The sequence below is a fragment of the Ignatzschineria indica genome, from assembly GCF_003121925.1.
GTDB classification, from domain to species: domain Bacteria; phylum Pseudomonadota; class Gammaproteobacteria; order Cardiobacteriales; family Wohlfahrtiimonadaceae; genus Ignatzschineria; species Ignatzschineria indica.
The window spans coordinates 335,969-349,911 of the sequence record NZ_QEWR01000004.1 but is presented as its reverse complement, the minus strand read 5'-3'; the positions used below and the strand labels follow the sequence as shown (position 1 = coordinate 349,911).

General features: G+C 41.9%; 13 protein-coding genes. 4 read left to right on the top strand and 9 right to left on the bottom strand.

Annotation, left to right across the window (positions count from 1 at the left end; genetic code table 11):
- The first annotated feature begins 248 nt into the window (after nucleotides 1-248).
- The 3 genes from DC082_RS08950 to DC082_RS08940 all read left to right on the top strand — a co-directional run bounded on the left by DC082_RS08950 (nucleotide 249) and on the right by DC082_RS08940 (nucleotide 4,759).
- Nucleotides 249-1,706, top strand: coding sequence for a potassium transporter TrkG (locus DC082_RS08950; RefSeq protein WP_094567402.1), 1,458 nt, complete (start codon nucleotides 249-251; stop codon nucleotides 1,704-1,706).
- An 826-nt stretch (nucleotides 1,707-2,532) separates the two neighbouring features.
- Nucleotides 2,533-3,246, top strand: coding sequence for a response regulator (locus tag DC082_RS08945; protein WP_109236664.1), 714 nt, complete (start codon nucleotides 2,533-2,535; stop codon nucleotides 3,244-3,246).
- A gap of 202 nt (nucleotides 3,247-3,448) precedes the next feature.
- A complete protein-coding gene (locus DC082_RS08940; RefSeq protein ID WP_189363340.1) occupies nucleotides 3,449-4,759 on the top strand; it encodes an ATP-binding protein in 1,311 nt (436 codons plus the stop codon).
- A gap of 72 nt (nucleotides 4,760-4,831) precedes the next feature.
- Here DC082_RS08940 and DC082_RS08935 read toward each other — a convergent pair whose 3' ends face one another.
- From DC082_RS08935 to rsmI, 4 genes are all read right to left on the bottom strand, one after another.
- Nucleotides 4,832-5,638 (bottom strand): phosphodiester glycosidase family protein, encoded by an 807-nt coding sequence (locus tag DC082_RS08935; protein ID WP_109236662.1) that lies wholly within the window; start codon nucleotides 5,636-5,638, stop codon nucleotides 4,832-4,834.
- Nucleotides 5,639-5,870: 232 nt separating this feature from the next.
- Nucleotides 5,871-6,641 carry an inositol monophosphatase family protein gene (locus DC082_RS08930; protein ID WP_109236661.1) on the bottom strand — a complete coding sequence of 257 codons (771 nt, stop codon included), beginning with the start codon at nucleotides 6,639-6,641 and terminating at the stop codon, nucleotides 5,871-5,873.
- Between the two features lie 317 nt (nucleotides 6,642-6,958).
- Nucleotides 6,959-8,269 carry an MFS transporter gene (locus tag DC082_RS08925; protein WP_109236660.1) on the bottom strand — a complete coding sequence of 437 codons (1,311 nt, stop codon included), beginning with the start codon at nucleotides 8,267-8,269 and terminating at the stop codon, nucleotides 6,959-6,961.
- Nucleotides 8,266-9,114: a 16S rRNA (cytidine(1402)-2'-O)-methyltransferase gene (gene rsmI, locus DC082_RS08920; protein ID WP_109236659.1), complete on the bottom strand. Its 849-nt coding sequence runs from the start codon at nucleotides 9,112-9,114 to the stop codon at nucleotides 8,266-8,268. Before rsmI ends, DC082_RS08925 begins: the two co-directional genes overlap by 4 nt.
- Nucleotides 9,115-9,168: 54 nt before the next feature.
- Between rsmI and DC082_RS08915 the strand changes: the two genes are divergently transcribed.
- On the top strand, nucleotides 9,169-9,534 hold the full coding sequence (locus tag DC082_RS08915; protein ID WP_157957445.1) for a YraN family protein: 366 nt from the start codon (nucleotides 9,169-9,171) through the stop codon (nucleotides 9,532-9,534).
- Between the two features lie 103 nt (nucleotides 9,535-9,637).
- On the opposite strand, the gene DC082_RS11050 is transcribed toward DC082_RS08915, so the two are convergent.
- The 5 genes from DC082_RS11050 to DC082_RS08895 form a co-directional block, all read right to left on the bottom strand.
- Nucleotides 9,638-9,769: a hypothetical protein gene (locus DC082_RS11050; RefSeq protein WP_268245785.1), complete on the bottom strand. Its 132-nt coding sequence runs from the start codon at nucleotides 9,767-9,769 to the stop codon at nucleotides 9,638-9,640.
- Nucleotides 9,770-9,960: 191 nt separating this feature from the next.
- Nucleotides 9,961-11,325 (bottom strand): chromosomal replication initiator protein DnaA, encoded by a 1,365-nt coding sequence (gene dnaA / locus DC082_RS08910; protein WP_229821701.1) that lies wholly within the window; start codon nucleotides 11,323-11,325, stop codon nucleotides 9,961-9,963.
- Nucleotides 11,326-11,433: 108 nt separating this feature from the next.
- On the bottom strand, nucleotides 11,434-12,216 hold the full coding sequence (locus DC082_RS08905; protein ID WP_275665822.1) for an MlaE family lipid ABC transporter permease subunit: 783 nt from the start codon (nucleotides 12,214-12,216) through the stop codon (nucleotides 11,434-11,436).
- Complete coding sequence (locus tag DC082_RS08900) at nucleotides 12,213-13,016, bottom strand: ABC transporter ATP-binding protein (RefSeq protein WP_109236658.1); 804 nt, start codon at nucleotides 13,014-13,016, stop codon at nucleotides 12,213-12,215. Before DC082_RS08900 ends, DC082_RS08905 begins: the two co-directional genes overlap by 4 nt.
- Nucleotides 13,017-13,121: 105 nt before the next feature.
- Nucleotides 13,122-13,634, bottom strand: a complete 513-nt coding sequence (locus tag DC082_RS08895; RefSeq protein ID WP_109236657.1) for a disulfide bond formation protein B — start codon at nucleotides 13,632-13,634, stop codon at nucleotides 13,122-13,124.
- Nucleotides 13,635-13,943: the final 309 nt, after the last annotated feature.

Below are 13,943 nucleotides of genomic sequence, written 5' to 3'. Positions count from 1 at the left end.
ATATTATACTCCTGTCCATTCAATATTATTTAAATGGCAGTCGCTCATATTTTCTACTGTTTACCAGTAAAAAGCAAGGCTTGCCACGATAAAATGCAGGACAAGAGAGGGCAAATAGCGGTAAAATAAGCGCTTATTTCAATAATCCCCTTTTTGTGGTTAAATCATATAGATGATTCCCTTGGGATTGCATCGATAGAATTATCGCCTATCATTGTTTATCCTATTTTTTTGTGAGTAGAGGCGCCATGCGCAATCAGATTACACCTGTCTTAAAGATCATTGGTATTTTGGTAACGAGCTTTAGCTTTACCTATCTTATTCCAATCATTATCTCCTATATCTATCATGATGGGCAGGCAAAATATTTCTTTATCACCTTCTTGAGCACCTTTGCCCTTGGCTTGATGCTATGGCTTCCTTGCCGAAAGACAGAGGCAAGGCTCAAAACGCGTGATGGATTTCTCATTGTCTCCCTCTTCTGGACGACGTTGAGCTGTATTAGCGCGCTACCCCTTATTATCTCTCCGGCAGTGGATCTTCGCATCACCCATGCCCTCTTTGAAGCGACCTCTGGGTTTACCACAACAGGAGCTACGGTTTTAACCCATATTCAAGATCTCCCCAAATCGATTCTCTGGTATCGAACGCAACTCCACTTCTTCGGCGGAATGGGGATCATTATTCTCGCTGTTGCCATTATGCCTCTTCTAGGAATGGGGGGATTAGCGCTCTTCAAGGTGGAAGTCTCTGGCCCCTTTAAAGAGGATAACTTAACACCGCGTATTGCACAGACGGCACGTAATCTCTGGTCAGTCTACCTTATTTTGTTGGCCGCTTGTATCATCGTCTACTACATTGGCGGAATGGATCTCTTTGATGCGATTACCCACGGTTTTACCACGGTAGCAACCGCTGGATTTTCGAACTATGATGATAGTTTAGGTCACTTTAAGAGTAAGTTTATCGATATGACCGCAATCATCTTTATGTTTATTAGCTCCATTAACTTTACAACCCACTTCTTAGCTTTTAGGCAGAAGAAGCTACGCCTCTATCTCGAAAGTAGCGAACTACGCGCCTTTGCCTTTATCTGCCTTATTGCCATTACCCTCATCGCTATCGGCCTCTATCACTTTGAAGTCTTCGATACCGTTGAGGATATTGTGCTCCAAGCGGCTTTCGCCGTCATCTCTATGATTACCACCACGGGGCTGACGATTACCGACTTTAGTAGTTGGCCGAGTTACCTTCCTATTCTGATCGTCTTTATCAGCTTTATTGGAGGCTGTTCAGGCTCTACTGCTGGCGGGATGAAGGTGATTCGCGTCATTCTCTTAACCAAGCAAGCAATGCGGGAAATTAAGCTTCTGATCCATCCACATGGGAAGTTTCCGATTCGCCTCAATAAGCGGGTCGTTCATAATGATATTCTCGGCAGCGTTTGGGCTTTTTTAGGGATCTATGCCTTCTCTACGGCAATTTTAACCCTGGTTATGACCGCTTTTGGACTCTCACCACTCGATGCTTTCTCGGCAGTAGCGGCATGCCTTAATATTACCGGCCCGGGCTTAGGTGCAGTTTCAAGTACCTATGGTGGCTTACCCGATGGCGCGCTCTCAACCCTAATGTTTACCATGATTCTTGGTCGCTTAGAGATCTTTACCCTCTTTGTTTTAGTAACACCTAGCTTCTGGAAACATTAAAGCAAGTTCCAGCTTTAATAGGAGCGGGAAAGGGCTCTATTAAAAAAATTAATCAGTCAATTAGAATCCCTTCCCTATGACTCTCTTGAGAGTAGAAATCAGCGCAATGTAGATCCGGCAGCCATTAATAGCTGATACGATAATATCCCGACACACAATATTTAATAAATTACAATATAAAATAAAAATAATTATGGGTAAATTATCCTCCTAAATATTTATTCTCATTGCCCTACTTTTTCAATTTCAGTAAGAATCGAGAGATCTATTAGCGAAATCCGGAAACTAACCTCACATAATATTTTAAATTTTCCCTTTAAATTCAATAATCTTTACATTTTAAATTATACTATATAGAGTTATTACAATTATAGACGGAACATTTTCATATTTTTTATTAAAATTAATCTCTTAAGGTCACTCTTTTCATAAAGTATCTGTTCATAAAAGAGAATATTCAATCTTGTCAATATCGGGTATTTCGGGGTTAGTTAATCATTTTATAAAAAAATCTAATGATGTTAACTTCCTCAATCTATTAGCAATAATGACCCAAGATTACAATGTCATACTTTCTTTTATGATCAGGATAATTGCAGGTCTCTTTATGATCACTTTATTGAAAGACCCTTATCTTTAAGCCCGATACTCAATGAGTAGGGAAGCATAATAATACTTATAATTTACCAAGAGTTAATTTATAATATTTTATAATGTATTAGGCACTTTGTTAGTTTTAATTAAATAAATTTAGATCTATTAAGTTTTAATATTTTTATACATTCTAGGTCTTTAATATTGATAATAGAGGATGGAATAAAAAGTAATGACAGCCCAAGCTAAAGTTTTATTTGTTGATGATGACACAGAACTTCAGGCGCTTGTGCCAAAAATCTTAGAGTATGAAGGATTTGAAACAATCGTAAAGAAAGATGGTGTTGAGTGCTTAGAATACTTAGAATATGCGACGCCAGATATTATCATCCTAGATGTGATGATGCCGGAGAAGAATGGATGGGATACCTTAAAAGAGATTCGTAAAGAGCATCCAACATTGCCGGTGATTATCCTCTCAGCAAAAGGAGATAGCTTCGATCGTGTTCTTGGCCTTGAATTAGGGGCTGATGATTATGTCGCTAAACCCTTTGATGATCGTGAATTAATTGCGCGCATTCGTGCTCGATTGAGGCTACAGAGCAAAATTGCAGAGAATATCGAAGGGCCTGGGTATAATGATGCAACCACGCTTGAAGTACATGGCTTGATGCTCAACTCCGCGCAATTTAGAGCAACCTATCGAGAACATCCTATCAATCTAACAACGACAGAGTTTTCAGTTCTCTACTATATGATTCAACATAAAGGAGAGACGGTCAGCCGTGAAGAGTTGAGCCGTAATGTATTGGGTAAACGTCATCAATCTTTCGATCGAGTGATCGATATGCATTTGAGTAATATTCGGAAAAAGTTACCCAAAAGAGATGATGGCCTTCCTTGGTTTAAAACAGTTCATGGTCAGGGATATCTCTTCTTAGAGTAGATTCATCCTAGGAAGGTTGGTCAACACACCATCACAATCATAATCCCCAACGATCTGCTGTTGGGGATTTATCTATTCAAAACGATAGTAGATCACTCTAGCAACGGTATGCTTTATCATGAGAAAATACCTGAAAATATTTCAAACATTTAAAATATTGAATCACTTAAGCATCCGGGTCTTTATTACGATCTGGGTCAGCATGGTATTGATGATCTCATTGACAATCTATCTTCCCCAATTTGATCAACGAAGAGTGCTCCCAACGCCACAGAGTGAATATACCTTCTATACCACTAAAATCGTCTATATGTTGCATAATATCCCGAGCAACCGTTATCTCGATGATGATGAAGGTTCCCGCCTGATTGTAATCCCTGAAAATACTGCCGAACGCTACAATACCCTCCGCCGTATCGATAATGAGGAGATGATGCGCTTTATTGTCAGCACCTTATCGAGTACAACAGTCTACCAACAAGAGATTACCGATTTTGAAATTGTAGGGCCCTTTTACTTTCCTAAGGATAGTAATGCCTACTATCTTCTTATCGATGCACTCCCCCAATCTTACTATCTCTCCCGCATCTATGATGCGCCCCTTCTCCTCCTGACCTTAATGTTAATTATCAGCTTCCCTTTTGCTGCACTTTTGAGTTGGTCCTTAACAATTCCGATGAAAAAATTGATTCAAGCGGTCATTCGAGTCGGAAAAGGGGATTGGCGAGAAGATCGCTACTTAGAGATGCAAGGCCCCACGGAGTATCGACAACTGGCAAAACAGTTTAATCAGATGGTCAATACACTCAATCAGGCACAAAGTGAGCGGACACGCCTCTTTGCCAATCTCTCTCATGAGATGCGTACCCCTATTACCCGTATTCAGTTAGCCAATAGTCTGATTCGCCTTAAAAATATTCCGGAGATTGATGAAGAGGTGGAGAGAATCAATGTCAATTTACGATTATTAGAAGAGCGAATTCAATCGCTACTCTCCCTCTCGAAACAGATGATCTCCACTCCAGATGCCTTTCGAGAGATTTCACTCCAAGATTTCTTGTGGCCACTACTTGAAGATGCTGCATTTGAAGCAGAAGAGAGAGAAAAAACCTTAACCTTTAATAAAATTCCCGATCTTATTATCACCGCCAATATGGAGTTAATTGGTAGCGGTATTGAGAATATTATCCGTAATGCGATCCATTATGCTAAAAGCAAAATTGAAGTCTCAATGTCTTCAACAGAGCGTTACTTTATTATCAATGTCCATGATGATGGGCCGGGCGTCTTAGAGAAGGATCTTCCACAGATTTTCGAGCCCTTCTATCGTGGAGAGCGCCCGACTGATTTTGAGGATTATGGGGGCTCAGGATTAGGTTTAGCGATTGTCTCTCGCTTAGTTGAATCACATCATGGAAAGGTAGAAGCGATCAATGACAATGGCCTCTCCATCACGATCACTCTACCAATTCATCCCATTGCCTATTCTCTTGAAAAGGAGGCGCACTCATAGAGCATGGTGAGTCGCACAGTCGCACAATACCCACCTCCACTACTTACTCTCTACTCGTCCACAACTTGCCCATTATGATGGCCGAATCACCGACCAGATTCCCACCAACGGCTTTGATTGCCAGAAAGAAGCGCCATAGGTACGACCATTAAAGTAGATACGTGCTAAAGTCCCATCGAGATAGAGGGCATTTTGACAATGGAGCTCCTCTTTAAAGAAGCGAGCAAACTCATAAAAGTTAACATTATCTTCCGTCACAACAAAAGTGACTCTTCTTCCCTGATCTTGCGCACAGACACCACTACGAATACGATAACTATCCGACTCCGGAAAGAAGTAGGGGTTAAATTCACCATTGATAATCAACATCGGTCCTGACTGTACTGCCGCCTTAATTCCCTGATAATCGCCCTTAAAACGTTGATGAAAGCGATCCGTATCGAGAATCTCTGCACGATTACGCTCTGTTAAGAAGAAGACCCCATTAGGAAGTAGAGAAAAATTCCCCTGCCCGCGATTGGAGGTGACCAAATTAAGGGGGGAGAGGACCGTACCATCCTCAATGTGGAGCCCTAAGGGCTTATACTCTTTCGTATAGATGCCGGAGTTAATGGCAAAGAGTAGCGCCTCCCCTTTTGTTCGGAGTAGCTGTCTTAGAGCACCGAAGGTTACGTAATTCTTTCCTGTCTTAGGATTGACCATATGATGGGTCAAATCTGCCTGATTGAGATCGATCTCAACAGCGATATAACGATGCCCCTGATAACGCTCACTCTTAAAGCGTAATCCATGATCTTCACCACGCGCCATCGCTCGCCCACACAAAAGCATGGCGATAATGAGTAAAAAATAGAGTTGTAAGCTTAATCTTTTTAGCATCTATCCTTCCTAAGCCCCTTAAGCATTATGGTAATAAGAAGATGGAGAGAATCTCTCAAATAGAATCAATAATCTATCACAATCCTACTTCTTTGAAAAAATGATTTTAAAACGTGGGAGGTTTCAGGCGGATGGTATTCGATAATAAAAAAACCGACATCAATGATGCCGGCTCTCGCTCAACGAGTTGTATGAAGTACGATTCAGACAACCATTGAGATACCCATTAAGATTAGAGACGCAATGATTGCAATAACTCTTTAAGAAGCTTTGGATGAGTTACCACAACATGACCACTCTGCTCAACCTTTTCACCACCTTGATAATCGGTCACTAATAATCCTGCTTCACCGGCAATCAATTGAACTGCTTTCAAAGTACAAAGATCGAAAGTGGGGGCGTAGTAAGCTGAATAATGCCCTTTAATCACTAAAGCGCTATCTTTTGCAAAGTCACCTAAAATACGTTGCGCCTTACACTTAAATTGCATCTGCCCAAAACGCTCTAGATCATCCTCTTTCGTTGTCAATGCCGTCAAGAGAAAAGCATTTTCAATCTTACCATCACTCTTACCTAAGCGAATACGCTGCTCTTCATCTTCTGAGAGAACACCTAAGCCTTTTGATGCTTCTGCGACAATTTTATCGGCAATTGGATCATAGATCACGGCAGATTGCAGCTCTCCATCCATCTCTAAAGCGACAGTAATGGAGAAGTGAGGGGTCATAAGACGGAAGTTTTCTGCACCACTTAAACCCACATACCAAGTAAAACGGGGGCTATTACTTAAGCCGGAATGGTAGTTCGCATAAAAGGTATGATCGGGATAGAGCTTTAAGAGTGCTTCGATCATATCTCCTTCAATCTTTTCATAAAATTGTTGGAAAAGTTGATCATCTGCACGCTGCTCTGGGCTTAAACGATCTAAACGATAATAAATTGAACGAATGCCACGACCTGAATCAATCGCAACCTGTTTTGCAACTTGGGTAAATGAACTCATGAATATCTCTTAATTGTTAAAGAATAAGGGCCACTCACTAAAGTGAGCGCCACAAATAGGGTAAAACGTTCGAAGCTTTTATCGAAGCTTTTATCGAAACTTTTATCGAAATTTTTATTGAAGATTATTATCGGAGTGCCTTATCAAGGCTGATTATGATCTACTGAAATTCTATAGACCTTCTTCCAATAGATCACATCCCCAATAAAAATCGCTGATCGATACACTTCTCATAGGGAGATATTGTACCGCATCAGCGAGCAAAACCGTATCTAAAATCGTCCTCTAAGTAAAAAGAGGTCAATTCATTTTATATTTTATGCCACCGGTATCTCATCCTCTTTCTCATGAGATGCCTCATCTTCTCCCTTTTCGCTCCGCTTTTGTGGATTGCGCATCGGAATAGCAATAATGAACCAGAGCGCCAGAAGCACAGCTCCCACAATCAATACCGGTAAGGCTGTAAAGTAGCCAAAGATTACACTTGCTAAAATCCCGCCGACAGAAGCACCTAAAAATTGGCTCGATGAGAAGAATCCCATCACCATTCCACGATTTTGCGTGGGTGCTAAGCGGCTCATCAAGGAGGGTTGCATCGCTTCCATCATATTAAATCCCCAGAAAAAGAGGGTCATAAAGAAGAGATAGTTACCATATCCAGAGACAAAAGCTAAAGCAATCAGCGCAATAATCAGCGCCGCAATCGAGATTAAGAAGAATAATCTAAATTGACGAAAGCGCTCGGCAACACCTACGCCGGGAAAGATCAATATAATAGCGATCAGAAAGCTTGGCAGATAGATCTTCCATGAATCTTGTGGCAGGAAACCTTCCCCTTCGAGTAACCAAGGAAAGATGGTAAACCCAAGCGTTAAGATAAGATGAAGCATAAAGCCACCGAGATAGAGTCGATTAATATCACCATCAGACCATGCTTCTTTAATCGATTCCATCAATGCTTTGGGATTTTCCCGATTCTCCTTATGCTGCTCACTTGCCGGCAATTGCGCTAATGTAACGTAGATCGCAATCACCCCCAAAATCGCACAGAGAAGAAAGACGCCCATTCCTCCAAAAAAACCATAAATGATGGGGGAGATAAAGATCGCAAGACCAAAGGTAAAGCCGATACTAACACCGATCAGCGCCATCGTTTTACCGCGGATCTCCTCTCTTACCACATCACTTGTAAAGGCTAGTACAACTGCCGAGACGGCGCCAGAACCCTGAACAACGCGCCCCCAGATCGCCATATAGATCGAATCGGTAAAGGCAATCATCAAGCTTCCTATCACAAAGAGTGCCATCCCAATTGTGATCGTCATCTTCCGCCCAAAATAATCAGATACGGTACCGAAGAGCGGTTGTAGAATAATCTGTGTTAAGGCGTAACTACTAATAAAGAGCCCGGCAAGAAGTGGGGTTGTTCCTGAAAGCTCTTTAGTATAGAAGGAGTAGATCGGTAGAATAATAAAGATCCCTAACATCCGAATCGAAAAGAGTCCGGCTAGTTTTGATCCTAAGATCCAATCATATCGACTAAATTTATGGAGCGCCTTCTCTTCCCTTTCAGCTTGAGAAGTTGAAATCGCATCTGCTGCGACCTGCTCTTTCACATTTTCACTCATGATGATGACTCCTCATCTTTCAATGCTAATAATTCTTGATAGAGCTCATTTTTAGCTCTTCCCGTCACTTTGTGTAATATGGTGGAGATCTGTTTTAAAGGGAGCTTCTCTGCCATTAATGTTTCAAGGAGAAGCTTATAAGAGAGATCTCCTGCTTCAGTGACTTGCTTTTCACCGGTCGTCACCACAACAAACTCCCCACGGATCTCACTGCTATGGTGCTCATAATGGTGATAGAGCGACTCTGCCGTACCATAGCGATAATCTTCAAAGCGTTTTGTCATCTCTCGCCCAACAAAGATCTTTCGCTCTGCGCCAAAGGTCGCCACAAGATCTGCCAACATCGCTAAAATTCGATGGCTTGACTCATAAAAGATTAAAGTCTCTGCCGCTTTCGCAAGTTGCGCTAATTCTGATTGTCTCTGCCCTTTCTTAGAGGGGAGAAAACCGATAAAGGTAAAACGATCGGTTGGAATACCGGCAACAGAGAGCGCCGTAATTATCGCACTCACTCCCGGGATAGGAACGACTAGAAATCCCTCTTTTCGTAGATGTTGTACTACAGTAAAACCGGGATCGGAGATCAAAGGGGTGCCGGCATCTGAGATGATCGCCACTGAATCACCGGCGGAGAGATAGTCAGTAATCTTCTCTAATCGACTCATCTCATTATGTTCATGGAGAGAGATCAGTGGAACATTAATGCCAAAATGAAGCAATAATTTTGCCGATACACGCGTATCTTCTGCAAAAATTGCCTTGACACTCTTCAAGGTTTCCACCGCTCTTGGCGTCATATCTTGAAGATTTCCGATCGGGGTTGCAACAACGTAACAAGTTGACATCAATTCACTCTTTATCTATCTCGAAAAAGGTCAGTATATCAAGAGATGCTTAAAATGACGAACAGCAAAATACAGGGAAACAAGGGTGAAAAGATCGCTCAAAACTACCTTCTCAAGCGAGATTGTGAAATTATCAAACAGAACTTCCATTCGCGTTATGGGGAGATCGATATTATTGCCTTAGAAGCAGCAGATCATCCTCAAGAAAAGTGTCTCCTCTTTATTGAGGTAAAGTATCGCCGGAATGAGTACTTCGCCACCGCTGCCGATGCCATTACCCCACAAAAACAGGAGCGCATGCGTCTTACCATTGAGACCTATCTACAACAATATCCGACCGATCTCCCTTTAAGAATCGATCTTATCACCATCGTCGGTGAAGAGCCTTATAAAATTGAGTGGCTCAAGAATATTTTCTAACACGCTAGTAAGATCCGGCAATTCAACAGCCCTCTTTGTTTCTATTAATTTCAATCAACCATTCTTATGATTCTTAAGAAGAGTCGTTGAACGGCGGGAGCAACTATTTCGTTCTTTCAACCATCGCATGCCCGCGGATTGGCACTTTCAGTGCCGAGAAGGTTATCATCATAAAGTTATCATCATTACTTAAAGCTTTCATTACTGGCGATTGAAAATCGCCTTCTGCCGGCATGCACTTTCTGGAAGAGCGCGATAGTAAAATCCGGCAGCGTTCGGCCTATTTCTAATCTCCATCACCAAAACAAAAAAGCTTACAATGAATTAACTCACTGTAAGCTCAGATATATTCTCTTTTACGATCGAGCGATACTCACGGCCTCATCGATCGATCAGAAACTCTTATAAACGCTCTTATCTACGCCTCTATACTAATAAAGAGGCTTTAATTGCATCAAAATCACGCTTTAAACGAATATTGGTCTCTAACTCTTCGGAAATCTTATCATAAGCATGCATCACCGTGGAGTGATCGCGCATAAACTCACGCCCAATCTCCGGCAAACTATGCTCTGTTAACTCTCGCGAGATATACATCGCTAATTGACGTGGCTTGACGATATTCGCCTTTCGACTCTTTCCTAAAATTTCAGAGAGTTCAAGATCGAAATAACTAGCAACTGTTCGCTGAATATTGGCCAATGTGATCTGACGATCTTGAATCTCCACTAAATGTCGAAGAGCTTCTTGAGCAATCTCTAAAGTTAATGGCATTCCTTTAAAAGAGGCCATCGCATTAACCTGCTTTAAAGCCCCTTCTAACTCACGAACGTTTGCCCGAACCGTCTCACCAATAAAGAATTTTGTATCTTTAGGGAGATCAACACCCCACGCTTCCGCTTTCTGCTCTAAGATCGCCACTCGATGCTCAAAATCAGGGGGCTTAATATCAACCGTTAAGCCGGAAGCAAATCGCGATTTAAGACGCTCTTCCATCGCTTCTAACTCTTTCGGATAACGGTCACAGGTCAAAATGACTTGATGTCCGCCATCGAGCAAAGTATTAAAGGTATGGAAGAAGACCTCTTGCGAGCCCCCTTTACCTGAGAGGAGTTGAATATCATCGATCAAAAGTGCATCGAGCGTTCGATAAAAATGGCGCAACTCATTGATCGTATTATTACGCATGCTTCGAACAATATCTTCAATAAATCCATCACAATGTTGATAGATCAGACGCGCATCAGGATATTGCTCCTTAATCGCATTCCCCACAGCATGCATCAAGTGGGTTTTTCCTAATCCTGTATTTCCGTAGATAAAGAGCGGATTATGGGAGGTACCTGGGTTTTTTGAGACCTGCGCACACGCTGCTAATGCAAATTGGTTCGACTTCCCTTCCACAAAGTTATCAAAACTGAAATCAGGGTTGAGGTTACTCGTCTCTATCGATTGCTCACGAATAGAATCCTTTGTAACATTGCGCGCTCGTCCTGTACGGCGAGTTGTTCGTTTACTCTGCTTCTTCACTTGGTGATCTTCATATTCAGATTCGGTCCCTAATCCGTAACGAATCTCAATATCAAAACCACTCTCATCAACAATGGCATTTTCTAATAATGTCTTGAATTTAGTTTGAACACCACGAAGTACAATTTCATTTGCAGCAAGCACCATGACATGGTCATCTTTGAAGACCACCTCAAGTGGTGAAATCCACATGCTATACTCTTCCTCCGACATCTGTAGCGCAAGAATTTCTAAGCAATTTTTCCAACTAAATTTCATCATATGTAAGACTCTAAATTCTAAAAATCGGCAAAAGGAATTGATCTTAAGTTGCGTGTATTGCAATCATAAAATGCTATAGAGCATCACCCTATAGAAGATCAATAATCGCTATACTCCAAAGATCATCGCTGTTAAGAGGAAATCAGCCACTAAGATCAATAGTGACGAAATAACCACTGTATCGGTCGTCGACCGAGCAATTCCGCTAGCGGTTGCTCTCCCTTTTAATCCGATATAAAGCGCAACGAGGTTCGATATTATACCGAAAACAAAACTTTTTAAAACCACCCCAAGCCCGATATCGACACCAAAATCGACACCTGACTTCATTTGGGACCAATAAGCACCCCCATCTACCCCTAAAGAGATGGTCGCAACACCATATCCACCAATAATACCGATCGTACTAAAGAGAAGCGCGAGGATAGGTACCGCAATAACGCCGGCCCAGAAACGGGGCGTTAAGATATATTGCACGGGATTGATCGCCATTAATTCATAACTTGCCCACTGCTCTGTAGCTCGCATTAAGCCAATCTCTGCGGTCAATGAGGAGCTTGCTCTTCCTGTATAGAGGAGCGCCGTTAAAACAGAGCTTAACTCACGAAAGAGCGCTAATGCCACAATGGTTCCAACAGAAGCTTCCGCACCAAAGTTGATCAAGTTTACAAAGGCTTGGAAACAGAGCACCATTCCCACAAAGAGCCCCGATAAGAGAATAATAGGAAGAGAGAGAATCCCTAACTGATAGACCTGTCGAACAAAGAGACGTGGCTTCTTAAAGAGATACCAAGAGTTCATTAAAATATTGACAAGTAGAAGCGTCGCTTCACCGAGATTCTTAACTAATCCCCGACTCTTCTCTCCAGTCATGGTGATAATATTACTCAAAATAGAACCTCCTCTAACGGTTTTGTGGGGATATGGAAAGGAACAGGTCCATCTGACTCTCCATTAATAAATTGTTTGACCCAAGGATCTTGATGATGGCGAATCTCTTCCGGCGAACCATAAGCGATAATTCGCCCCTCCCCTAAAATACAGGCATGATCTGCAATAGAGAGAACTTCCTCAACATCATGCGAGATCACAACACTTGTAATTTTTAAGGCATCATTAAGATTCTTAATAAGACGAATCAAAACCCCCATCGAGATGGGATCTTGTCCAGCAAAGGGCTCGTCATAAAGAAGTAGTGCCGGATCGAGCGCTATAGCCCGTGCTAAAGCTGCTCTACGCGCCTGCCCTCCGGAAAGTTGCCCTGGAAAAGAATCCTTTAACGCACGCAATCCGACCGATTGGAGCTTTAAGAGCACCAAGGTATTGATCATCGACTCATCAAGTTTAGTATGTTCTCTCAAGGCGAAAGCGACATTGTCAAAAACCGTCATATCGGTGAAGAGCGCACCTGATTGGAAGAGAACCCCCATTTTGGTTCTAATCTTATAGAGATTCCGCTCTGAGATTGTACCTACATTCTCCCCCATCAAAGTGACTTTGCCAGAATTAGGCAGGATCTGACCACTTAAAAGGCGAAGCAAAGTTGTCTTTCCGGAGCCAGATGGCCCTAAGATTGCGGTAATCTTTCCTTCTGGAATCGCTAATGAGAGATTTTTAAAGATCTCTCTCGATCCAAAACTGAGGTTGATATCCTCAAGATTAATAATGTTGTTCTGCACTCTGTTCTGCATAGTGATAATCCTTACTAAACCTCTGCCCTAATAACTTAATGATACGACCAATTGCATTCATATCCCCATAGCGCCACCAATAGTAGTGGCGATCACTGATAAATGTTAATAGTAGGGTCGTCGTACAACATTGTGACGCATATAACGATTCATCAATAACCCAATTATCGTCAATAGAAGAAAAAGAACCGCCGTCCACATCGGAATGGTTAAACCTAAGAAAGTCCAATCGATAGTACTACAATCTCCCCCCGTTAAGAGAAGATCTTTCACAATTTGATAATCAAAAACTTCCGTAATCGCCAAAGTTGTTTGGGTGCAGCCTAATGTATCGACGGGATTGAGTTGAAGATAGATATGTTTGCCGGCAATCAAGAGCCCCAGAGCACCCACAATAACAAAAAGAAGTGAAGAGAGGGAGGCGATAAAGCGCGAGCCTCGCTGCACAAAGAGCCCACTCAACCAAAAGAGTGCTGTAAAGAGAAGCAATATTCCCCGTTGTAGCATGCAGTACGGGCATGGCTCTAATAACTGAATATCTTCGAGATAAAACTTAGCATAAGCGATCGCCGCTAAGGGCAGTAGGCCTAAGATAAAATAGATCGTACGGGGAGACATAAGGGGCGATATCCTCTCAAGCGATTAGGACTCAATATATTATCACGTTTTGTGGATAACTTCTTTAGATAAATCATCCCTTTTTAAGAGAGATCTTCGTTAAATAGCGAGCTTCCCCATTTTCTACTCTTTTCAATTATCTAGAAAAAAGATGTGCAAAAAAGTATCAAGGATAAAAATTATCTAAAGTGCGATTCATCAGAACCAAAGAGGCTAAACGCTGCCGGATCTTACTATCGCAACCTTCCAGAAAACGGGTGCCGGTAAATAGCCCTACTTTAGCGATTGATAAGATCAAAACAAAAAAGC

Excerpts from the sequence above, each read along its gene's own strand:
- DC082_RS08950 (WP_094567402.1), top strand. The coding sequence starts at position 249 with ATGCGCAATCAGATTACACCTGTCTTAAAGATCATTGGTATTTTGGTA.
- DC082_RS08945 (WP_109236664.1), top strand. The coding sequence starts at position 2,533 with ATGACAGCCCAAGCTAAAGTTTTATTTGTTGATGATGACACAGAACTT.
- DC082_RS08940 (WP_189363340.1), top strand. The coding sequence starts at position 3,449 with ATGGTATTGATGATCTCATTGACAATCTATCTTCCCCAATTTGATCAA.
- DC082_RS08935 (WP_109236662.1), bottom strand. The coding sequence starts at position 5,638 with ATGCTAAAAAGATTAAGCTTACAACTCTATTTTTTACTCATTATCGCC.
- DC082_RS08930 (WP_109236661.1), bottom strand. The coding sequence starts at position 6,641 with ATGAGTTCATTTACCCAAGTTGCAAAACAGGTTGCGATTGATTCAGGT.
- DC082_RS08925 (WP_109236660.1), bottom strand. The coding sequence starts at position 8,269 with ATGAGTGAAAATGTGAAAGAGCAGGTCGCAGCAGATGCGATTTCAACT.
- rsmI (WP_109236659.1), bottom strand. The coding sequence starts at position 9,114 with ATGTCAACTTGTTACGTTGTTGCAACCCCGATCGGAAATCTTCAAGAT.
- DC082_RS08915 (WP_157957445.1), top strand. The coding sequence starts at position 9,169 with ATGACGAACAGCAAAATACAGGGAAACAAGGGTGAAAAGATCGCTCAA.
- DC082_RS11050 (WP_268245785.1), bottom strand. The coding sequence starts at position 9,769 with ATGCCGGCAGAAGGCGATTTTCAATCGCCAGTAATGAAAGCTTTAAGT.
- dnaA (WP_229821701.1), bottom strand. The coding sequence starts at position 11,325 with ATGATGAAATTTAGTTGGAAAAATTGCTTAGAAATTCTTGCGCTACAG.
- DC082_RS08900 (WP_109236658.1), bottom strand. The coding sequence starts at position 13,016 with ATGCAGAACAGAGTGCAGAACAACATTATTAATCTTGAGGATATCAAC.
- DC082_RS08895 (WP_109236657.1), bottom strand. The coding sequence starts at position 13,634 with ATGTCTCCCCGTACGATCTATTTTATCTTAGGCCTACTGCCCTTAGCG.